This window comes from Corynebacterium sp. BF-R-2 (assembly GCF_024586525.1).
In the GTDB taxonomy this organism is placed as follows: domain Bacteria; phylum Actinomycetota; class Actinomycetes; order Mycobacteriales; family Mycobacteriaceae; genus Corynebacterium; species Corynebacterium singulare.
The window spans coordinates 201,999-223,883 of record NZ_JAMFTP010000002.1 but is presented as its reverse complement, the minus strand read 5'-3'; the positions used below and the strand labels follow the sequence as shown (position 1 = coordinate 223,883).

Below are 21,885 nucleotides of genomic sequence, written 5' to 3'. Positions count from 1 at the left end.
GTCGATCGGATTAAAGGCCCGGCCGCTGGCCCCGACAAGGCCAGCTGCCCGGCCCTACCACCTAGTCGGAATCCAGCCCTACCACCGTTCCGCAACACCCCTACCAACAAGCCGCTCTCAGCAATTACCAGCGTGGATACGTGAGAGTTGACGCATAGCCAAACCTGGAAGGTAGCGAACGTCGATTCCGATATCTTGGGCAACCGCGACAGTTAGTCGCCCAATGTTGTTGGGCTGGTCCACGACGACAAGGACCTTGTGGTCGTTTGCGATAAACGTTGAAAAGAGTTTGCGCAGGGATTTTTCGTTTTGGTTGATGCGCTTTGATAGTACTTGGACGCCGTCGATATCTAAGACGCAAGCGTGGTGAAAGTATTTGCCAACGTCCATGCCGATGACATAGTCGTAGGTCATGCCAGACCTCCTAGCGAATTGAACGAGTATGAGACTTATTTCATCGCTGGTGATCGGACATACTTCACGCTGGCATCCACATTACTTTGAGACCTCACACATCCTGTGTGGGTCAGGTTCCTATTAGCAGTCTGGAGTATGTCACTGCCTTCGGCGGCATCACCCCCCGGATCATTTTCAGACAGGGACGAAAACAAGCCATACCGAAGCCAGCGACTAGTTCCACTGCCACAAGGGCAGAAGGAACGCAGATAAACATAGCCTGCCCCAGCATGGGGCTAGGAGTACGAATCCTGGGCTCCTTAAAGCGGAACTGCTAACAACGTAATGGGGAGAAGGGTGCCCCCGCAAACAACGCCGATCTCGGTGCCCGCGTTAATCGCGTCCCGAACTGATTTTCCACCCGCGTGCTGCTTTGCGTTGCTGCCAGAAGTGACGGTAGATACCGGGGACATCGGAAAGCTCAGAATGCGTGCCCAGCTGGCTGACTTGCCCGTGTTCATCCAAGACTACGATTTGATCAGCAGATTTGATTGTATCCAGCTTATGGGCGATGACAATAAAAGTAGATTGCTCCCGTAGCTCGTCCATCGCAGCAAGAATGTTTGCCTCATTTTCTGCATCGAGCGCGGAGGTAGCCTCATCAAAGAGTACAATCGGCGCTTGCTTGAGAAGCGCGCGAGCTACAGATACGCGCTGGCGTTCACCACCGGATAGAAGCCGACCGCCTTCACCAACAGGAGTATGCCACCCTAGGCGGTTGGCAATAGAAGTCACGCCTGAAAGATCAGCTGCGCGGAAGACTTCCTCATCGGAGGCGTCGGGACGACCAACGCGGATATTAGCGATTAACGAGTCGTCGAAGAGGTAGACATCCTGAAAAACCATGGACAGTCTGGACATTAACTGTTCGGTTCCAAGCTCGCGGATATCTACGCCGTCAACCATCACCGCCCCGGAATCTACATCCCAGAATCGCGAAATAAGGCGCGCAATTGTGGTCTTTCCGGAGCCAGAAGGACCGACAATGGCGGTAACGGTGCCTGGTCGAGCATGGAAAGCGATATCTACCAATACTGGTTTATCGCCGTATCCAAACGTGACATTACGCAGCTCTACACTTCCCGAACCATCGCCTGGGCGCGGAGTAGTGGGTTCCGGTAGGGAAGGGGCATCGGTGATGAGCTCAGTTTCTGTGAGCGCGATACGGCCGGCATCTAAACCGACGAAAGAAGAACCCAGCTGCTCAAGCGTGCGGGTAAACCTCAAGCTGATTCCGATGATCGCAATTGTTTCTAGTGGCGATAGGGCGCCTTCAACGGCAAGATCCGCGGAGACCATAATGAGAGCCACAATGAAGATCTGCACTACTATGCCGTTGAGTAGCAAAGCTAATGTGGATACCCATAGCTCGCGTATTCGTGCTTTATGGTCGATTTCTAGCGCTTGCTCTAGTGGCGCAAAAACTTGTGATTGTCCTGCCGCGCGCAGGGCTGGTTGACGGTTAGCAAATTCTACGATGCGCTGGGAGAGCTCTTTACTCGGCCCCAGTGCGCGGTTCGATGCTTTCTCACGAATCCATGCAGCCAACTGCATCACCACGAGCGCCAATGGTGCGATGATAAGAAGGACCAAGCCCAGCTTCGGGTTCCAGAAACACGCTCCTACTAACAAGGTGACAAGTGCCGCGCTATCGCGGTATATCGTTCCTTGAATATGCGCAATGGTCTCGGCCGCCACCATAAAGCGATCTGAAACGAGGCGAGATAGGCCGCCGGTATTAGCCGGTACGAACCAGCCGAGCGGTAGCGTTGCTAATTTATCGCCCACAGTCGTGTGCGCGGCTCGGATGAAATCCAAGGCCGTGTGGTAAGAGGCCATGGTTGCGAAAAATCGTAGCGCAAAAGCTACGAGCGCAATTGCCAAAAGCGTCCACATCCATGGTGCGATCGTCGTATCCCCATCGAGTGCCTTTGTAAGTGGCACGAGCGTGAGAACGGCGAGGCCATCAAGCACGCCAACGATAAGCGATAGACAAGCATACCTTTTATTGAGCTTATGGCCTACAGGACTTTGCAGCTTTTTGACACTGCGAGTGAGTAGCGGATCACGAAGACGCGAACTAACAGGCGTAGTGGCATTAGACATGAGAATTATCCTTCATAGGCTTGAGGCAGATTATTTGGTCTGCTCCTTGGATGGACTCCGGCTTGTGGGCGATGACTAAGACGGTCTTGCCTCTGACGAGTGTGGCTAGAGCTGCTTGAATTTCTGCTTCGCAGTCAGGATCAGTTGCCGCAGTAGCTTCATCCAGGATCAAGATTGGGGCATTGGTAATGATTGCCCGGGCAATAGAAATGCGTTGCTGTTGTCCACCGGATAAAGAGGTGTCCTCACCAACAACGGTGTCGAGCCCAGCCGGTAAAGCGCGAATATCAGCAGCTATGTGCGCAGCCTCTGCGGCTTGCCAGATCTCTTCATCGCGGGCTTCTGGGCGTGCAAGGCGAATGTTTTCCCGAATACTCATACGCAGTAAGTGAGGATCTTGTAAGACGAAAGCCACAATGCGGTACAAACTGTCGAAAGTGAGATCACGGATATCCACGTTGTTGATAGTGATTGTGCCCGAATCTGGATCCTGGAAACGCGCCAGCATCGTTGCTGCTGTGGATTTGCCAGACCCGGAGGGGCCAATCAATGCCGTGACAGTGCCTGCATTTAGTTGCGCAGAAAAGTCTTGGAGGACTGGTGTGTCTGGGGCGTAGCTAAAGCTGACCTTATGGAACTCCACCTCCATGTCTTGACTACTGGCATCGAGGCTCTTTTGGCCTTCTTTCACATGGGAAATTGTCATGACTTCATCAAGGCGCAACGCCGCATTGCCAGCGAGCTGGTAAGACCACATCATTTGGCCGACGGTTTGAATCGTGCCCGGGAGCACCAGCGCAATTAACGTTGTTGCGATGACTTCAGCGACCGTGACATAGCCACCAGCTATCAGCAGGGAACCGGCTCCTACATTGATAAGGATGAGGACAGGAACCGCCACCACAGACTCTGAGATTGCGGAAACACGCAGAAGCGGACGTAACCACTCGTAATAGAATTCCGCGAATTTTTGGGCAGCTTCGCGATATCGAGCGTGGGCTTTGCCAACGGTGCCGAAAGCCTTGACGACGGAAATACCTTCGAAGAACTCCACCGCAGTCGCAGAGACCTCACCCAGATAATTATCCATTTCCGCAGTTTTTGTGCCCATATCTTTCATTGAATACGCTTGGATTGCTAGGAAAATGGGCACAGTGGCAATAGAAAGTAGACCAAGGCGCCAATCCAAGATAAAGGCATAAACCAGAAGCGCGAGGGGCGTAAAGATCGCGGCGACCTTCTCTACAGGAGCGTGGGCTGTCAGGGTGTGCAGAGTTAGCGTATCGTCCTCGACGGCTTTGCGGACTTTGCCGGAATTAGTCTGGCTAAACCACGAGAGTGGTGCTTTCGCAATAGCGGTAATAATTCGGCGCCGGTTAATCCCCACCAGCTTTGCATCAGCGAAGTGGGTGATCGCAAGGGCAAGGAAATAGAAGAATAGCTGGCCCAAAAATGCAGCAAGTAGCCATTTCACAATGGACGAGACGTCACCAGTATTGCCGTCGATTAGAGCATTTCCCAGTGCCACCAACGCGACGTAGGGTGCTACGGCCAGTACCGAGGATATAAGCGCGAGAAACTGTGCGAAGTAGATGGTTGTTTGCACTGGGGCCAGTAGCTTTTTTAGAGCGACCTGGCCGGCTTTTTGTTTTGCGCGAGCCTCTTCTTCCGGTGACGCACCGTGTGATTCTGGTGCGTGGGTTCCGCTTGATTCTGTGGAACTTTGTTTTACTTCAGACATTACTTTCTCAATTCTTGTTGATGTCAGTCATATCGATGATTCTGGTGACTGATTCTTGGATGAATTCGTGGTCATGGGTGATGACGATGACCACTGATCCGCTTGCTGCAAGAGATCGAAGGAGCGCAGAGATGGATTGCAGTTGGCGCCAGCCCACGCCAGAGGTAGGTTCATCGAAGATGTAGACCTCTGCTTGCTTGGCTTGGGCTGAAGCTATGGCTAAGCGTTGCCGTTGCCCACCGGACAGAGACTGCGGATGCCGTTGGGCCATTCCTGCCAGATCGAGGCGATGGAGAATCTCATTGACATCGATATGGTCCCGCTTCTTCTTTGCCAGTCCGAGCGTTACTTCTTCTTCGGTGGTGGCTGCGAATAACTGGCGGCCAACATCTTGCATCACCATGTACGCGGTACGTCTGCGGGCAGCCGCTCCTACTCGTTTGCTGTTCAAACGAAGACTACCGCCGCGTTTGGGAGAAGCAAGACCACAAATGATCCTGGCGAGGGTGGTTTTTCCAGCGCCGTTGGGCCCGATTAAGGCGGTGACTTCGCCGCTGGGGAAAAATACGTGGTCAATGTTTAGCACCTCATGCGTGCCATAAGAAAAACAGATGTTGCTTAACTCGAGTCCGCTCCGCTGGGGATCGGCGTTTTCGAGCGTGGGTGGTACCGGCACGCTCGCGGGCAGGGGAACATGGTGTAAGCTGCGTAGCCCCAATTGTTTGCGTTCGGGTTCGTCTAAGGCATAAAACTCCTGAGCGCGGAAACTCCGCGTTATTTTTCCCTGAGTCAAGTAAATAACTTGGTCAGCGATATCTTTTAAGAAAAAGAGACGGTGATCAGCGATAATGATCGTTGTGCCTAATTCCTTCAAGCGGTGTAGCACGCGTGCAAGAATATCGATGCTTTCCATAGAGAGATTGGACGTGGGTTCATCGAGAAGCACGAGACTGCCCGGGGACACAAGCGCGCATGCGCATGCCACGGTTTGTAACTGCCCACCGGATAATTCTTTGAATCGCCGGCCCCGAAGATCGTTAATGCCTAGTAGCTCGACCGCTGATTGAATCCTCGACTCAATTTCTTTGGGATCTACACCAAGGTTTTCTAGCCCGAAGGCCAATTCTGCATTGACGCTTTCAGTGAAAAATTGTGTCCTTGGATTCTGGAATACTGAGGCGCTGAACTCGATGGCTCGGGACAGCGGTTCTTCCGCAGGGGTAAAAGCCTGGTCATCCTTTATAATAGTGATGGTGCCTAGTAGCTCTCCTGGATTGAAATGGGGGATGAGTCCGTTGATCAACTTGAGTACCGTGGACTTTCCCGATCCGGAATCACCGGTAATCAGTAGACACTGTCCTGGAGAGACAGAAAAAGACACATCAGATACACCTTGAATACCTGGCCGAGCTCCCAATGGATATGTAAAAGAAACGTTGTGGGCGTCTACACTGGTTGCGATACTGCGTTCGTTCATAAGTGGACCTCCGTGGGAAGCCAGACAGAGGCAACAACGAGGCCCAACCCAGCTAGTGCAGTTGCATCGACAAGCTTGAAGGAAAGATCGGCGGTGGTGGTTGGGCGTGCGGGTCCTCCCAATCCCCGGACAAGAGCAGAGGCAGCGAGCTCATCACCAGCGCGGACGACGGCACCTAATAAGGGGATGATCAACATCGCGGACGATTGTGTGGGCTGTGTGATCCAGCTTTTTACTCCAGGCTGGAGACCCCGAAGGACCATGGCATCGCGGATGGCTTTGGCTTCTGCCACGATGATCGGCAAAACGCGCAGGAAAACCGCCGGTGGAATGGTGGCCCAGCCTGGTAAACGCAGGTCCCGCAGTGCTGAGGTCAACGTGGATGGTGTGAGAGTGAGCAAGCCGAATGTGCCGATGGACATGCTGATGACAAAACGGCTTAGCCACGAAAAAATTGCCGCTGAAAAAGCGAAAAATGTGGAGCCAGGAAGCTGTAATAGGCCCCAGTACCCTAGATAGGATAATGCAAAAGCGAACAGGCAAATAAGACCATAGTGTGGCTTTACTGTAGCTAGTGCGATGGAGCTGAAAGCGATAGAAATCAGCAGTGTCGGTAGGTGGCCGTGGCTGAGAGCTACCGCATTGATTACTAGAACAGAAAGCAGCACGGTCCGTGGATCGATCGAAGATCGATGAAGCACGCCCTGTTTTTGCAGGCTCACAGGAGACCAGCGCTTTCAAAGTGTTTGCGGCTGACGCGAACTCCGACCTTTCCTCCGATAAAGCCGACGATGAGCGCACAAATGGCCAGTACTCCAATGGTCCATGGCTGGAAGATATCCGACATGGCATCGGCATATTCTTGACCCATTTGGTCTGCGATATCGACGTAGTAGGAGTCCGTATCCAGAATTAGCGGGATAAAAGGCATAGAAATCCAGACACAGAAGACGCTGTAGGCAATAGGGAAGGATTTGGCAATACTGAGGTGGCTTTTTGTAATAATCAAATCCGCGATAAACCCTAGAATTATGCTTCCCAGCAGGGTCCAGAAGTAGTGTCCGGTGAGCATGAATGCTAGTCCGTTAATACCACCGACGAGGGTGAAAGCACCCATTTTGGGCGTGCGGGCGGCATAAAGCGCTAGCACGATTCCGTTTGCGATTGCCGCGATGAACCATCCAATAAACATGAATTGTGGTCCTGCGAATCCAATCATTCCGCTTACAAAGGTGATTACAAAGTAAAGTGCAGCAAAGATGCCAGCGTTGATGAGATCTCTGGTGTTTAAACGTGCCGTCGACCCACTGGATGAGCTTGCACTCCGTGCGGGCGTAGAGGACTGTTGGGTCATAGTAAACCTCGATTTATGAACAGCAGGAAAGGTAAGGCTTACCTAAGTTAGGTAATACTGTTTATAAAACATTTCAAGTTTTGATCTGAAGATTCACCCTTAATGGGGGTGAATGCAGATAAGTAGACATCAAACCAGACCACGACTACCGACTAAGTACCGACAAAATCGGCACCAACGGCAAGACAACCCTGCGATGGGGAGGCAAACTACGCCGCCTCTACATCGGACGCAGATGGGGCGGGGAACCAATCACTATGGTCTGCATCGACAACCACGTCGACGTCAAAATAGCCATCACTGGGGCACAAATCGCCGCCTACACACTCACCGAAGAAAAGATCTACTACAACTAGAAAGACAACGAACTCAACCCCAGTCGGGGCAACTAAAAAATCTCGAGACACCGACCGGAACGATGTCTCGAGACTTCACAGCGTGCCCCAGAGAAGATTCGAACTTCCGACACCGGCTTTAGGAGAGCCGTGCTCTATCCCCTGAGCTACTGGGGCGGGGGTGCGTTGCGCACCTAGGTAAGACTAGCAGCCCCGCGTGGGGCGGCGTTAAATGCGTCGCCTTTCGTTTATTCGCCGGCCAGCTCCGCGTACTTGGCGCGGACCTCGCTGGCGGAAGGGTTGGTGGCGTGGGTGCCGTCGGAGTAGAGGACGGTGGGCACGATGCGGTTGCCGTCGTTGACGGACTCGATCCAGGCGTTGATGTCGGCGGTGTCGGGGGAATCCGCTTCGACGTTGACGAGCTCGTATGGGGTTTCGGTGCGGTCCAGGTTTTTGATCAGCTTGGCACAGAACGGGCACCAATCGGCGAAGAAGATGGTGACGTGCTCAGTGGTTTCGGGAGTGGCAACGTTGGTGCTCATTAAGCAGCAGCCTTTCTGTCGTAGGTGAGGAAACGGTATTTCATCGGCAGCTCGCTGGGCGGCTGGCCGGGAATGGTGAGGTGGCCTGATTCGGAGGTCAGCCAGTCACTATCGGCAGACAGACTGAACTCTTCAGGCACGGTGGGGGCCAGTACGACATCTGCGCCGTAGGCATCGCCGACTTGTACACCCATGAGGGTGAGCTCGATGGTATCCACGCGCTCGAGGGCGGAATGGTAGAGCTGGCCGCCGCCGATGATCCAGGCGTCGCCAGGCGCAGCATCAAGCGCGGCGTCGAGGTTATCCACCACGGTGGCGCCCGCAGACCACTCGCCGGGCTCGCGGCTAGAGAGCACGATGTTCTCCCGGCCTGGCAACGGGCGGAACTTGGGGTTGAGGGACTCCCACGTCTTGCGGCCCATGATGACAGGCGCACCCATGGTCACTTCTTTGAAGTGCTTCAGGTCTTCCGGCACGTGCCAGGGCATGACCACGCCGTCACCGATGACGCCGTCGAGGGACTGGGCCCAGATTGCGCCCAGCATTAGACGGACACCTGTGCCTTGATGGTGGGGTGGGGGTCGTAGCCGATGACCTCAAAATCATCGAAGTCATAGTCAAAGAGGCTCTCAGCCTTGTGGAGCTTGAGCTGCGGGTACTCGCGGGGCTCACGGGAGAGTTGCTCTTTGACCTGCTCTATGTGGTCGTTGTAGATGTGGCAATCGCCGCCGGTCCAGATGAGATCGCCCACCTCTAAACCTGCTTGCTGGGCAAACATGTGGGTCAGCGCGGCATAGGATGCCAAGTTGAAGGGCACGCCCAAGAACATGTCGGCGGAGCGCTGGTAGACCTGCATGGACAGCTTGCCGTTAGCGACATAAAGCTGGAAGAGCAGGTGGCAGGGCATGAGCGCCATCTTGTCCAGCTCAGAGACGTTCCACGCGGAGACCAAGTTGCGGCGCGAATCCGGGTTGTTCTTGAGCGTGTCCAGGGCGACCTGGATCTGGTCGATGTGCTGGCCATCCGGCGTGGGCCACGAGCGCCACTGCACGCCGTAGACGGGGCCCAGCTCGCCGTCCTCGTCGGCCCACTCGTTCCAGATGCGGACCTTGTTTTCCTGCAGCCACTTGACGTTGGACTCGCCGCGCAGGAACCACAGCAGTTCACCAATCACGCCGTGGAAGTAGACCTTTTTGGTGGTCAGCAGGGGAAAAGACTCCGCCAGGTTATAGCGAAGCTGGGCACCGAACAGGGAGCGGGTGCCGGTGCCAGTGCGGTCGCCTTTGGGAGCGCCTTCTTCCAAGACGCGGCGCAGGAGGTCCTCGTACGGAGTCTCAATCATGGTCGCCATGATAGCGCCCTTGCGTCCGTGCCATGTGCGCGGGGCTTAGTAGCCGCCGTTGGCCTCCGCGTAGGTGGCGGCGTGCTCCAGAATCTCCTCTGCCAGCTCCGGGCGGCAGATCAAAAGATCCGGGATGAAGGTGTCCTCGTTATTGAATTTGATGGGGGAGCCATCCAGTCGCGAGCAGTGCAGACCCGCCGCCAGAGCCACGCCCACCGGGGCGGCCTGGTCCCACTCGTACTGGCCGCCGGCGTGGATGTATCCGTCATAGTCACCGAGCAGCACGTGGATGGCCTTCGCACCCGCGGAGCCTACGCCGACGGTCTCAAAGCCCATCTTCTCCGCGACATAATCCGCTACCTTCGGCGGGCGGTTGCGGGAAACCACGAACTTCTTTGACAGCGGGCCGGTTACCGCGCGCACGTCAGAGGACTTAAAGGTCACACCCATGTCCGGCATGCCGACGGCCGCGTGGGTAGGGGTGCCGTTTTCCACCAGCGCAATGTGGACGGCCCAGTCCTGGCGGCCGGTAGCGAACTCCTTGGTGCCGTCGAGCGGGTCAACGATCCACACGCGTTCCTTCTTTAGACGGCTCAAGTCATCGGCAGCCTCCTCCGACAGGACGCCGTCCTTCGGACGGTGCTGCTCGAGGACGCGGGAGATCCACTCCTGAGCGGCCTCATCGCCGGCATCACCCAGCGCCAAGCCGCGCAGCAGGCCACCGTTGCGCACGCCTTTGAGGATTTCGCCGCAGCCATCGGCGAGGGAGTTGGTTAGACGGGAATCAGAAATCTCAACGGTCATAGTGACCAGATTAGCGCGCGCGATACAGTAGGGCATGTCTAAAAACGTTCTGGCGAAGTTCCGCCCACAGGTGGCCGGGTGGTTCCAGGACGTTTTCGCCGCCCCCACCCCCGTCCAAGAGCAGGCATGGGAGGCGATTTCCGGTGGTGCGAATGCGCTGGTTGTAGCGCCAACCGGCTCCGGTAAGACGCTCGCGGCCTTTCTGTGGGCGCTGAATTCTTTGGTGGAACGCGAGGGCCAGACTGCGCTGCCGCTGAGCAATGAACCCTCCCGCGAGGGCACTCATGCCGGCGTGAGAGTGCTGTATATCTCACCTCTCAAGGCCTTGGGCGTGGACGTGGAGAACAATCTGCGCGCCCCGCTCAACGGCATTGCCCGCACCGCTGAGCGGCTGGGCCTGGAGGTGCCGGATATTACCGTCGGTGTGCGCTCCGGGGATACCCCGCAGGCAGAGCGCGCCCGCCAGGTACGCAAGCCACCGGACATCCTCATTACCACGCCGGAATCGGCCTACTTGATGCTCACCTCCAAGGCGGCGGGGATTTTGAAGACCGTGGATACCGTCATCATCGATGAGATCCACGCCCTGGCCGGCACCAAACGCGGCGTGCACCTGGCGCTGACTTTGGAGCGCCTCGGGCTTATCGCCGGGGAGTTTCAACGCATTGGACTGTCGGCGACGGTGCGCCCGCTGAGTGCTGTCGCGAACTTCTTGGGCGGTGACCGTCCCGTGGATATCATCGCCCCGCCCGCGAAGAAGCGTTGGCAGCTCGACGTTCACGTGCCCGTCGAGGACATGTCGGACCTGCCCACCCCAGAACAGGGTTCCCCCATTGGGGAGGCGACTGTCGACGACCCCTTCGGCATCACCGAAGGCCCCCAAGACGCGTTGCGCGTGCACGCGCAACGCAAGGAAGAAGGTGGGGCAGGAGACTCCGCCCTGCCCACGGCGAAGTCCATCTGGCCCTTCATCGAAGAAGGGCTCTACGCCGAAATTATGGAGCAGCGCTCCACCCTCGTCTTTGTCAATTCCCGTCGCACCGCCGAGCGGCTCACCAGCCGGCTTAACGAGCTCTACGCCCAGGAACACGACCCGGAGTCCTTAAGCCCCGCAACCCGGCGCGACCCGGCCCAGTTGATGAAGCAGGTCGACGTCGCTGGCAAAGCCCCGGCCGTTATCGCTCGTGCCCATCACGGCTCGGTATCCAAGGACGAGCGTGCGCTGACGGAAACCATGCTCAAGGAAGGAACGCTCAAAGCCGTGGTGGCCACCAGCTCCTTGGAGCTCGGCATCGACATGGGAGCGGTGGAACTGGTGGTGCAGGTGGAATCGCCGCCGTCCGTGGCCTCTGGTCTGCAACGTGTGGGCCGCGCCGGGCACTCGGTCGGCGCGGTCTCCCACGGCTCCTTCTATCCCAAGCACCGCGCGGATCTCGTGCAATCAGCACTCACCGTCGCCCGCATGGAGGAGGGCCTCATCGAGGAAATGCACTCCCCGCGCAACCCGTTGGATGTCTTGGCACAGCAGACGGTGGCGGCGGTGGTGGCGTCGGCAAGCGCGGGCACGAGTGAGGGACTAGAGGCCGACACATGGTACGACACCGTGCGCCGCGCCTGGCCTTATAAGGACCTGGCGCGCGAGGTTTTCGACTCCGTGCTGGACCTGGTGAGTGGTGTGTATCCCTCGACGGATTTTGCGGAGTTGAAACCGCGGGTGGTCTATGACCGTGTGACGGGCGTGCTGACCCCGCGCCCCGGCGCACAGCGTGTGGCGGTGACCAACGGCGGCACCATTCCGGACCGCGGCATGTTCGGGGTGTTCCTGGTGGGAACTGGTGAGGCCGGTTCCGCGCCGCGCCGCGTGGGTGAGCTCGATGAGGAAATGGTCTATGAAACCCGGGTGGGGGACATCTTCACCCTCGGCGCAACGAGCTGGCGCGTGGAGGAGATTACGCGTGACCAAGTGCTGGTGACACCCGCGCCGGGGCATACGGGGCGTTTGCCTTTCTGGAACGGTGACCAAGCTGGGCGGCCCTATGAGTTAGGCAAGGCGCTGGGCGCATTCCGGCGTGAGGCGCACGCGGATGCGTCTATCGTGCGCGACGCTGACGAGAACGCGCGGCGTAATATCTCCGCCTACCTGCAGGAACAGAACGAGGCCACCGGGCTCATCCCGGATGAGAAGACGCTGCTGCTGGAGCGCTTCACTGATGAGCTGGGGGATTGGCGCGTGGTGCTGCACTCCCCGTTTGGCCGGCCGGTCAATGCGGCATGGGCCTTGGCGGTGGGGCAGCGCGTGGCGGAGCGCACAGGGATGGACGCGCAGGCCGTGGCGGGCGATGATGGCATCGTGCTGCGCCTGCCACAGGGTGAGTCCGAACCAGACGGGTCCCTGTTTGTGTTCGACGCTGACGAGATCGCGGACATCGTGACTGATCAGGTGGGCAATTCTGCGCTGTTCGCCTCCCGGTTCCGGGAGTGTGCGGCGCGTGCGCTGCTTCTGCCGCGACGCAATCCGGGCAAGCGCGCGCCGTTGTGGCAGCAGCGCCAGCGTGCGGAGCAGCTTCTCGACGTCGCCCGCAACTACCCCTCGTTCCCTATCATCCTGGAGACCGTGCGCGAGTGCGTGCAGGATGTTTACGACCTGCCGGCACTGACGGAAGTGATGCGGGAGCTTGCGCACCGCCGCGTGCGCATCGCGGAGGTTACGACGGAGCAGCCCTCGCCGTTCGCTTCGTCCCTGTTATTCAATTACACGGGCGCCTTCATGTACGAGGGCGATTCGCCGTTAGCGGAAAAGCGCGCGGCCGCCCTGGCCCTGGACCCGGCGTTGTTGGCCAAGTTGTTGGGCACGGTGGAGCTGCACGAGCTTCTCGACGCCAACATTATCGCCGAGGTCCACGCCCAGCTGCAGCGCACCACCCCGGAGCGTCAGGCGCGCACCACCGAGGAGGTCGCAGACCTGCTGCGCGTGCTGGGCCCGATTCCCGTCGACGAGCTGGGCGCACATTGCACGGTTCCGCTGAGCGCACTCGATGCGCTCGGTGCGCGCATTATGCGGGTGCGCATTAACGGCCGCGAACACATAGCCCAAGCGCTGGATGCGCCGCTGCTTCGCGACGGTCTGGGCATCCCCGTCCCGCCCGGCATCCCCGCCCAGCAAGCCACGATCACCGATGCCGTAGATCAGCTGGTCAGCCGGTGGGCGCGCACGCGCGGGCCGTTCATCGCGCGCGATGTGCAAGAAGCTTTCGGCCTGTCTGCTGCGGTGGCGCACTCGACGCTGAACAGTCTGGATTCCATACTGGCCGGCCACTACCGCCAGGGCGTGGAGGAGCAGGAATACTGCGCGGCCGAGGTGCTCAAGGTTATCCGCTCGCGCTCACTGGCGGCAGCTCGGGCGGCTACGCAGCCGGTCACGCCCGCGGCCTTTGGGCGTTTACTGCCGGAGTGGCAGCAGGTGGCCGCGGTGGGGCGGCGCCCGGTGCTGCGCGGGGTGGATGGCGTCTTCGCGGTTATTGAGCAGCTGGCGGGCGTGCGCCTGCCCGCGTCTGCTTGGGAGAGCCTTATCCTGCCCGCGCGTGTGGGGGATTATTCGCCGACCATGCTGGATGAGCTCACCGCTAGTGGCGAGGTCCTCATTGTGGGCGCGGGCAGGGCGGGTGCGAATGACCCCTGGATCATGCTGCTGCCGGTGGATTACGCCGCGCAGCTCGCACCCCAGGTCTCCGCGGAGGAGGCGGGCTTGTCCATGCTGCAAACCCAGATCCTTGAAGCCTTAAGCGGCGGCGGCAGCTACCTCATCTCCGATATCCAACCGCGCTTGAGCGGCACGAGCGAGGAGGTTCGCGAAGCGCTCTGGGGCCTAGTAGAAGCCGGCTTGGTGAGTCCCGATTCCTTCTCCCCGATCCGTGCTCACCTGGCTACGGGCGGCCGCGCGGGGCGGGCTGCTCACCGCGCTAAGCGCCGGCCAACCCGGTCCCGCCTGCGCATGGGGCGTACGTCCTTTGCCCAGTCCCACAATGCTGCTGGTGCGGCAACCGCGCCCGACGTGGTGGGACGCTGGTCCCTGTCCGTTCCCGCCGCCACGGATGCGACGTCGCGGTCCATCGCGCATGGCGAAGCCTGGCTGGATCGCTATGGCGTGCTCACCCGCGGTTCCGTGGTGGCCGAGGACGTCCTCGGTGGTTTCGCCTTAGCCTATAAGGTGCTCTCTGGCTTCGAGGAGTCCGGCAAAGCCATGCGCGGCTACGTCATCGAGGGCCTAGGCGCCGCGCAGTTCTCCACCCCGGCTGTTATCGACCGCCTGCGCGGCTTGGCGGATTCACCGGACGTGACCGGCTGGCCCTCGGGAACCCGCGAGCCGCAGGTCTATGTCCTAGCCGCCACGGATCCCGCGAACCCGTATGGCGCGGCGCTACCGTGGCCGCCTTCCGACGGCACCGACTCCGCACCCCGCCCCACCCGCGCTGCCGGTGCGCTGGTGGTGCTCATGGATGGCCTGCCCGTCGCACACCTGACCCGCGGCGGTAAGACGCTCACCACGTTCTTCGGGGCGCTGCCCGAGGGCATCGAGAGCGCCGAGGTATTGACTGCGATTCTTAACGGCCTCAACGAACTTGTGGCTTCTGGACGGCTAAGCAAGCTCGTGATTGAAAAAGCCAACGGCCGCTCCATCTTCGAAACTGAGCTCGCCGGCGAACTGCGCGCCCTGGGCGCCGCGCTGACCCCGAAGGGAGTGCGCATGAGCGGCTCCGCACACACTTCTTCTTCCAGCCGTGCAGGACAGCACGGCGAACCTGGAGGGGACGCGCGCTCCGCCGAGCCGCACCGTCCCCTGCTCCGAGGCGGGCGCCGCGCTGTGGACGCCATAGAGGAGCTGACTTTCGACGACCCCGTGGACTCCTCTGAGCCTAACGACCCACCATCTGCGCCCAGCAGTCCCGGCGGCTTCCGCCCGCGTCGACGCCGACGCTGATTGCTCTTCATCGGCGTTTCGCCTGTGTCGGCGAATTATTCGCCGCCGAGATTTAGAACACTCTCCGCCTCCTTGGCATTCGGTGTGGGAAAGGACGCACCGGTAGAGTAGGCACCCGTTTGGTGAGGAGGTTCTGCTGTGCCAGAGGGTGATTCCGTTCTGCAGCTGTCTAACCGGCTACAATTCATGGAAGGCCGGCGCGTGACCTCCTCCTCCCTGCGCGTGCCGCGCTATGCCACCGTGCGTTTCGATGGGCTGGTGTGTGAGGAGGTCTGGCCCTATGGCAAGCACCTTTTCATGGATTTTGGTGGCGAGCTGATTCTGCATACTCACCTCAAGATGGAGGGCACATGGGCCATCCATTACGCTGGGGACCGCTGGCGCAAGCCCGGCCACAGCGCGCGTGTGGTGCTGCAACTGGAGAATTCACCGCGCGATATCGAGCTGGTGGGCCACTGGCTGGGGCTGGTTGAGGTTTTCCCGGCACGCGAGTTTGAGCAACGTATGGCGCACTTGGGTCCTGACATCCTCGCGCCGGAGTGGTTAGAGGGCGGCTTTGAGGAGGCAGTGCGGCGCATCGAGTCGCGTCCTGAGCGCAGCATTGGCGCGGCACTCCTGGACCAACGCAATGTGGCGGGATTGGGCAACGAGTATCGCGCAGAAATCTGCTTCCTGGCCGGCATCCATCCTGCAACGCCCACAGCGCTTGTCGACGTCCCCCAGATCCTCACCATCTCCCGTCGCCTCATCTGGGCCAACCGCGATTCCCCGGTCCGCGTGACTACCGGTGTCAAAAGAGCTGGGGAGACCACCTACGTCTTTGGTCGCAACCGGAAGCGCTGCCGGCGTTGCGGCGCGCTCATTGAAAAATCCACGCTGGGTGGGGTGGACGCCGGTGGTGATGATGGCGAGCTGGAACGCGTCATCTGGTGGTGCCCGCACTGCCAGCCGCGCGGCTAGGCTGGGTGTCATGAAGATCATTTTGAACATCATCTGGCTTGCAACGGGTGGCCTTGTCCTCGCGCTGGGCTACCTCCTTCTCGGCATCCTGGCCTGTATCCCCATCGTGACTATCCCCGCTGGCGTGGCCTCGATGCGCATGGCGAACTTCGCGCTGTGGCCCTTTGGGCGCTCCGTCATTCAGCCGGTCAAGGGTACTGGTGGAATGTCGCGGTTCTCCAACGTCGTCTGGTTCCTCGTCGCCGGCCTGTGGCTGGCCATTGGTCACGTCACGACTGCTGCGGCCCAGGCCGTGACCATCGTGGGCCTTCCCGTTGCGTGGGCCAACCTGAAGATGATCCCGGTAACCTGCTTCCCCTTCGGTCGCAAGATTGTCGATTCGGATGAGATTCCCTTCGGTTGGGAATCGATGATCAAGCTCTAAATTTTCTCTGCGGTTGCGGAGGTGAGGAGACTGGTTTAGTCTCCTTTGGCATGGGGGATTTAGAGACCTATTTCTCCTTCCGCAACTCGGGGATTTCTTTGGTGGAGCAGGCGGTAGGAGGCGAGGAACACTTACGCGCACTCGGCGCGGCACCTGCCGATGCCGCCGAATTAGCACGCCTGCACCACATCTACTTCGGGGCTACCAAGTTCACGGGTAAGCAACGCACCGCGCGTGCGCGGGCCCTAGACCAGGGCCATGATGTGGCCACGCTAAGCCTTATCGAGTCCTACACTTCGAAACTCAAGAATCAGTTGGATGCCTGGAATCTAAGGCTCAGACTTGCTGGCACCGACGCACACAACATCCCAGCAGTAGCCACCAAGCGGTTAAAAGAGCTCAAGCCCAAGCGTGTGCCGAAACCCGGGGTGCGCATGACCTACCGTAAGCAAGGCCCGCACTCGCTGACTATTACTGGTGATGCGTTGATGATTACTGAGATGCACGGCACCTTAGAATCCATCAACCACACCAACCTGCTGGAGGCTTGCAAACAGGTCTTCTTCAGCGACACTCATGGTGGAACAAAGCCTGCGGTGCTTACCAGCGTGGTGGTGACCTTGGATAAGCTTGACAAGATTGTCTCCGGTGACGGTGACGACATTGTCCTCGAACTGACTAATGGTGGGCGTATGACCGGGGCTGAGTTTTTAAATTACAAGTTTGCTGAAATCGGCTACGTCACCCTAATCCACCCCACCATCGGGCCGGTATGGCTACACCGAATGCAACGCTTCGCTGGGTTTGAGCAACGCATGATGGCCAGTGCCGAGCACCCTACGTGTGCCAGGGAAGGCTGTAACAAGCCTGCTGATTATGCCCAGGTGCATCACCTGGTGCCGTGGAAGGCAGGAGGGGAAACCAATCCACCGAATTTAACCATGTTGTGTGCTTATCACAACGGGATTAACGATGATGACCCGGATAAACCCACCGGGGCAGGCTATGTCTTCCGCCTGCGCGGTGAGGTTGGCTACATCCCGCCCTGGGCAGAACCAATCACCACCCAGGCGGCTTATCAACAAGCCCAGAACAACCTGCCCCGGCCAGGGTAAACCCCCAACGCCACACCGCCCACGCGGACGCCCCACCAGGCATCCGCGACGTTGGTGATCCCGAAGAACAATCCAGTCCTCTCATACGTATAAACCCCCGACCGTTTGATCGATCGGGGGTTGGTGAGACGTCGCCAAGCAGTGCTTAGCGGTGGTTGCGGTACCAACCGATGAGAGCATCGGTGGAACCGTCGCCGGATGCGGCTTTCTCCTTGCCGGAGACGGCCGGTGCCAGGTCGTTGGCTTGCTGCTTGCCCAGTTCCACGCCCCACTGGTCGAAGGAGTTGACGTCCCAGATAATGCCCTGGGTGAACACGATGTGCTCGTAGAGCGCGATGAGCGCGCCGAGGGTCTGCGGGGTCAGTTCCTCAGCCAGAATGGTGGTGGTGGGGCGGTTGCCTGGCATGACCTTGTGCGGAACCACGGCAGGATCTACGCCCTCAGCTGTAATTTCCTCCGCGGTCTTGCCAAAGGCCAGCACCTTGGTCTGCGCGAAGAAATTACCCATGAGCAAGTCATGCATCGAGCCGGTGCCGTCGGCGGTGGGGAAGTCCTCCTTCGGGCGGGCAAAGCCGATGAAGTCCGCCGGGATGAGGCGGGTACCTTGGTGCATCAGCTGGAAGAAGGCGTGCTGACCGTTGGTGCCCGGCTCGCCCCAGTAGATCTCACCGGTGCCGGTGGTCACGGCGGTGCCATCGCGACGCACGGACTTACCGTTGGACTCCATAGTTAGCTGCTGCAGGTAAGCCGGGAAGCGGCCGAGGTCCTCGGAGTAGGGAAGCACTGCGTGGGTCTGAGCGCCGAAGAAATTGGAGTACCAGACACCGAGCAGGCCCATCAGTGCGGGCACGTTCTGCTCCAGCGGTGCGGTGCGGAAGTGCTCATCCATGGCATGGAAGCCTTCGAGGAAGCGCATGAAGTCCAGTGGGCCGATGGTGCACATGAGCGACAGGCCGATAGCAGAATCGACGGAGTAGCGGCCGCCCACCCAGTTCCAGAAGCCGAACATGTTCTGGGTGTCGATGCCGAACTCGGCGACCTTCTCCGCGTTGGTGGAAACCGCAACGAAGTGCTTGGCCACGGCGGACTCATCGCCATCAAACTGCTCGATGAGCCAGCGGCGAGCGGCGTGTGCGTTGGCCAGGGTTTCCTGGGTGGTGAAGGTCTTGGAGGCCACGATGAAGAGGGTGGAGCCGGCGTCGAGGCCGTCGAGGGTCGCAGCGAGATCCGCTGGGTCCACGTTGGAGACGAATTCCGCGCTAATACCCGCTACCTCGTAAGAACGCAGGGCCTTGGCAGCCATGGCTGGGCCCAAGTCGGAGCCGCCAATGCCAATGTTGACGACCTTCTTGATGGTGTGGCCGGTGTGCCCCAGCCAGGTGCCGGAGCGTAGGGCAGTGGCGAAATCACGCATGCGGCCGAGGACCTCGTGGACGTCGGCAGCCACGTCCTGGCCATCGACGCTGAGATCCTTCTCCACGGGCAGGCGCAGTGCGGTGTGGAGGACGGCGCGGTCCTCGGTGTTGTTGAGGTGCTCGCCGCCGAACATGGCGTCGCGGCGGCCCTCGACGTCGGCAGCGCGGGCAAGGTCCACAAGCTTGGCGACGACCTCCTCATCAATGAGGTTCTTCGACAGATCCACATGTAGTCCTGCGGCATCGAAGGAATAGTCGGCGGCGCGGGAGGGTGAGGAGGCGAAGAGCTCGCGCAGATTGAGGTCCTTCTTCTCTTCAAAGAGCGAGCTGAGCGCGGCCCACTGCGGCTGTGCGGTGATGTCCATTGCAAAAGCCTTTCTGGCAGGTAGCAGACATGAAACTTACTGTTTCTACCGTAGTCCAGAACGCGCGACGCTGCCGGGGGAGTTAGATGTAGAGGGTAAGACCAAAATGCTGCATTGTGTTGCCGATTTCCATGGCGCCGGCTTTCTGGTTATCGGGCTCATCAACGACGTATGACATGACGCCCACGGCGTAGAGCTCGTTATCGATGACGGCGTAGACGGGGCCGCCGCTGTCTCCACGGTCGCTGTCGTTACCGAAGGCAAACAACCCCTGGTCAGCATCTCGCCCAATGTAGTTACCACAAGACACTCCTCGCGTGGACCCGGCGCGGCAGATGGTGGGGTGTGCTAGGTCGACTTCGTCAAGGCTCATCCAACCGATCAACGGTGCGTTGAGAGCCGGGGATGTGGATACCTTGGCTGCGGGATTAGAAACTTCGATCAAGCCGATATCGGCGGAGTTGATCTGTTCGGTGTTGGTGTTGCGTGCTTCGAGCACCATCTCACCAATCTTGACGCGGTTTCCGGCGGTGTCGTTGTAATAGAACGTATCGCCCTTATCGCCGCAGTGGCCTGCGGTGAGAATAAAGAGGCGTTGGCCGTCACCCGCAAAATGGCCTGCGGAACAGCGTCCGTCATTGTCGAGATTGTAGATTGCAACCCCCGGGGTTAGCACTCCTGCCGTCATGAAGTATTCGGCTGCTTCGGGCTGAGCTAGGTCAACGCGTGGTTCGGGGCGCTCGGCCTGGGGGATTTCGGTGGTATTATCCCACAAAGCGTCGCCATCGAGGACCTTGTCCGAGCCTTTCTCCGAGGCCTGCGTATCGGGGTGCTGCTCATTATCAGGGGCGCGGCCGCCCTCCAGGCCGGCGCCTGCACCTGGAAGGTTCAGCGTAGTCGTGGTAATCGTTGCGACCGTGGAAGAAGAGCTGCCACAGGCACTGAGCGCTACGGCGGAGGTGATCGCGATGAGAGAGGCCGCGAGGCGGGAGGGAAGGCGCATGCCGCGAGCTTAGCGCATGCTGAATGCCTCTGTTCTCAGTTGGGGAGCAGTCCGCGGCTGTCCACGGGGCACACCGAAAAGTTTGAGAGTGTGACGACACAGTTGACGAGGTGGCGGATCCCCACAGTGACCTTAAACGCAGGGCTGATTCTTAGGAATAGACCTTGAGCCCGAAGTGATTCATGATGTGGCCTAATTCCATAGCCATCGTAATCCGATTATCTGTGGTCAGAGAGCCGGAGTAGATACCCACGGGGTAGTACTGACCATCAATGAGCGCATAGACTGCTCCGCCACTATCACCGAAGTAGCCGTCGTTTCCGAAGAAGAAGGCACCGATCTCTGGTTTCGCAGTGAGGTAATTGCCGCAGGAGTACCCGCGGGTAGCACCAATGCGACAGATAGTTGGCTTTATCCGATCGACTTGTTCGAGGGACAACCAACCATTGACCTTGCCATTGAGCGCTGGTGTCGCTGAGTACTCCGCGGCGGGGTTGGTGATCTGAATGAGGCCGATGTCAGGAGAAGAGATAAGACCGTCCCGGTTGGTGTTCTTGGTCTCTACGGTCATCTGACCGAAAAACACTGGTTTCCCCGCGCGGTCACGGTAAAAGAAGCGGTGTCCGGGATTGCCGCAGTGCCCAGCGGTGACAACAAAAACGTTGTGCCCATCGCCCACAATATGACCTGCAGAGCATTTCTTCTGTTCGTCGTGGTTGTAGATTGCAGATCCAGGCTCGACGCGTCCAGCGTTGGTGAAGTACTGAGCAGCATTCCGGTCGGCGACATAAATCTCCGGCTGCAGGTTTCCTGGAAGCGAGATGCTGCCATCCCCTGTGGGAGCCAAGGCATCAGCGAGGCCACCTATATCAAGCTGCGATGACCCTGAGCTGAGCTGCGCCAAGCCCAACTGGGCCTGTGCTGCAGGAGCCCAGAGGCTCGCAGCGATGGCAGCTGCGGTGACTGTAGAGAGAATGCGAGAGAGAATTTTCATTGTTGAGCGGTCCTGTCCGGCGGGTCTAGCCCAGCTTGCCGCGACCCAAGCGCAGCAGAGCGGAGGCAATGGAGGGGCCTTCCTCGCCGAGTTCATCGCGGAACTCATTGAGGATGGCAATCTCGCGGGTATGCACCAGGCGGGTGCCGCCAGAGCTCATGCGAGTCTTACCTATTGTGCGGGAAATATCTGTGCGGCGCTTGATGGCATCAAGGATGACGCGGTCGAGGCGGTTGATTTCCTCGCGGTAGCGCTGAATTTCGGCGTCGCTCAAGGGATCGTCCGTGCCGGAGGGCATGCGGATGTTCAGCCCGTTGTCCACGACATTGGGGTCGTGGTGCTCCGGGTTCACGCTTGCGGAGGAGGAATCAGCATGTGAAGAGCTCATGCCATCAGATTTTGCCACCCCGCCAAACAAAAAGGAATCGCTTCTGGTGGTTCCGTGGTTGGTGCAGGTGACATGTGGTTTACGGG

The 21,885-nt window shown here is 59.1% G+C and carries 17 protein-coding genes, 1 tRNA gene and 2 pseudogenes; 5 read left to right on the top strand and 15 right to left on the bottom strand.

Annotated elements, in window-relative coordinates; all coding sequences use genetic code 11:
- Positions 1–123 precede the first annotated feature (123 nt).
- The 6 genes and pseudogenes from M5J09_RS02180 to M5J09_RS02155 all read right to left on the bottom strand — a co-directional run.
- A pseudogene (locus tag M5J09_RS02180) lies at positions 124–414 on the bottom strand (transposase); the annotation flags it as partial.
- 375 nt (positions 415–789) lie between these two features.
- Positions 790–2,562, bottom strand: coding sequence for an ABC transporter ATP-binding protein (locus tag M5J09_RS02175; RefSeq protein WP_029158873.1), 1,773 nt, complete (start codon positions 2,560–2,562; stop codon positions 790–792).
- Positions 2,555–4,303, bottom strand: coding sequence for an ABC transporter ATP-binding protein (locus M5J09_RS02170; protein WP_257156809.1), 1,749 nt, complete (start codon positions 4,301–4,303; stop codon positions 2,555–2,557). The genes M5J09_RS02175 and M5J09_RS02170 overlap by 8 nt, the downstream gene beginning before the upstream one ends.
- Positions 4,304–4,310: 7 nt before the next feature.
- Complete coding sequence (locus M5J09_RS02165; protein ID WP_257156808.1) at positions 4,311–5,780, bottom strand: ABC transporter ATP-binding protein; 1,470 nt, start codon at positions 5,778–5,780, stop codon at positions 4,311–4,313.
- The gene (locus tag M5J09_RS02160; protein WP_232748473.1) at positions 5,777–6,448 is read right to left on the bottom strand and encodes an energy-coupling factor transporter transmembrane protein EcfT; all 672 of its coding nucleotides are present in this window, start codon (positions 6,446–6,448) and stop codon (positions 5,777–5,779) included. The genes M5J09_RS02165 and M5J09_RS02160 overlap by 4 nt, the downstream gene beginning before the upstream one ends.
- A 50-nt stretch (positions 6,449–6,498) precedes the next feature.
- A complete protein-coding gene (locus M5J09_RS02155) occupies positions 6,499–7,134 on the bottom strand; it encodes an MptD family putative ECF transporter S component (protein ID WP_012714931.1) in 636 nt (211 codons plus the stop codon).
- A gap of 140 nt (positions 7,135–7,274) precedes the next feature.
- Between M5J09_RS02155 and M5J09_RS02150 the strand changes: the two are divergent.
- Positions 7,275–7,552, top strand: a pseudogene (locus M5J09_RS02150) (IS481 family transposase); the annotation flags it as partial.
- A 21-nt stretch (positions 7,553–7,573) separates the two neighbouring features.
- On the opposite strand, the gene M5J09_RS02145 reads toward M5J09_RS02150, so the two are convergent.
- From M5J09_RS02145 to M5J09_RS02125, 5 genes are all read right to left on the bottom strand, one after another.
- Positions 7,574–7,646 (bottom strand) — tRNA-Arg (locus M5J09_RS02145).
- 71 nt (positions 7,647–7,717) lie between these two features.
- A complete protein-coding gene (locus tag M5J09_RS02140) occupies positions 7,718–8,011 on the bottom strand; it encodes a mycoredoxin (RefSeq protein WP_010187687.1) in 294 nt (97 codons plus the stop codon).
- Positions 8,011–8,556, bottom strand: coding sequence for a dihydrofolate reductase (locus M5J09_RS02135; RefSeq protein ID WP_070447306.1), 546 nt, complete (start codon positions 8,554–8,556; stop codon positions 8,011–8,013). Before M5J09_RS02135 ends, M5J09_RS02140 begins: the two co-directional genes overlap by 1 nt.
- On the bottom strand, positions 8,556–9,362 hold the full coding sequence (locus tag M5J09_RS02130; protein ID WP_144791629.1) for a thymidylate synthase: 807 nt from the start codon (positions 9,360–9,362) through the stop codon (positions 8,556–8,558). The genes M5J09_RS02135 and M5J09_RS02130 overlap by 1 nt, the downstream gene beginning before the upstream one ends.
- Before the next feature lie 36 nt (positions 9,363–9,398).
- Positions 9,399–10,157, bottom strand: coding sequence for a 3'(2'),5'-bisphosphate nucleotidase CysQ (locus tag M5J09_RS02125; protein ID WP_186302136.1), 759 nt, complete (start codon positions 10,155–10,157; stop codon positions 9,399–9,401).
- A gap of 34 nt (positions 10,158–10,191) precedes the next feature.
- Between M5J09_RS02125 and M5J09_RS02120 the strand changes: the two genes are divergently transcribed.
- From M5J09_RS02120 to M5J09_RS02105, 4 genes are all read left to right on the top strand, one after another.
- Complete coding sequence (locus M5J09_RS02120; RefSeq protein ID WP_257156807.1) at positions 10,192–15,135, top strand: DEAD/DEAH box helicase; 4,944 nt, start codon at positions 10,192–10,194, stop codon at positions 15,133–15,135.
- Positions 15,136–15,273: 138 nt separating this feature from the next.
- A complete protein-coding gene (locus M5J09_RS02115) occupies positions 15,274–16,095 on the top strand; it encodes a DNA-formamidopyrimidine glycosylase family protein (RefSeq protein WP_257156806.1) in 822 nt (273 codons plus the stop codon).
- Between the two features lie 10 nt (positions 16,096–16,105).
- Positions 16,106–16,519: a YccF domain-containing protein gene (locus M5J09_RS02110; protein ID WP_042530020.1), complete on the top strand. Its 414-nt coding sequence runs from the start codon at positions 16,106–16,108 to the stop codon at positions 16,517–16,519.
- A gap of 50 nt (positions 16,520–16,569) precedes the next feature.
- Positions 16,570–17,634 carry an HNH endonuclease signature motif containing protein gene (locus M5J09_RS02105; protein WP_257156805.1) on the top strand — a complete coding sequence of 355 codons (1,065 nt, stop codon included), beginning with the start codon at positions 16,570–16,572 and terminating at the stop codon, positions 17,632–17,634.
- 145 nt (positions 17,635–17,779) lie between these two features.
- Here M5J09_RS02105 and pgi read toward each other — a convergent pair whose 3' ends face one another.
- The 4 genes from pgi to M5J09_RS02085 all read right to left on the bottom strand — a co-directional run bounded on the left by pgi (position 17,780) and on the right by M5J09_RS02085 (position 21,799).
- Positions 17,780–19,414 carry a glucose-6-phosphate isomerase gene (gene pgi / locus M5J09_RS02100; protein ID WP_257156804.1) on the bottom strand — a complete coding sequence of 545 codons (1,635 nt, stop codon included), beginning with the start codon at positions 19,412–19,414 and terminating at the stop codon, positions 17,780–17,782.
- A gap of 82 nt (positions 19,415–19,496) precedes the next feature.
- On the bottom strand, positions 19,497–20,417 hold the full coding sequence (locus M5J09_RS02095; protein WP_257156803.1) for a S1 family peptidase: 921 nt from the start codon (positions 20,415–20,417) through the stop codon (positions 19,497–19,499).
- A gap of 151 nt (positions 20,418–20,568) precedes the next feature.
- Entirely contained in the window at positions 20,569–21,411 is an 843-nt protein-coding gene (locus M5J09_RS02090; RefSeq protein WP_042530027.1) for a hypothetical protein, read from the bottom strand.
- Positions 21,412–21,436: 25 nt separating this feature from the next.
- Entirely contained in the window at positions 21,437–21,799 is a 363-nt protein-coding gene (locus tag M5J09_RS02085; protein WP_042533137.1) for a chorismate mutase, read from the bottom strand.
- Positions 21,800–21,885 lie beyond the last annotated feature (86 nt).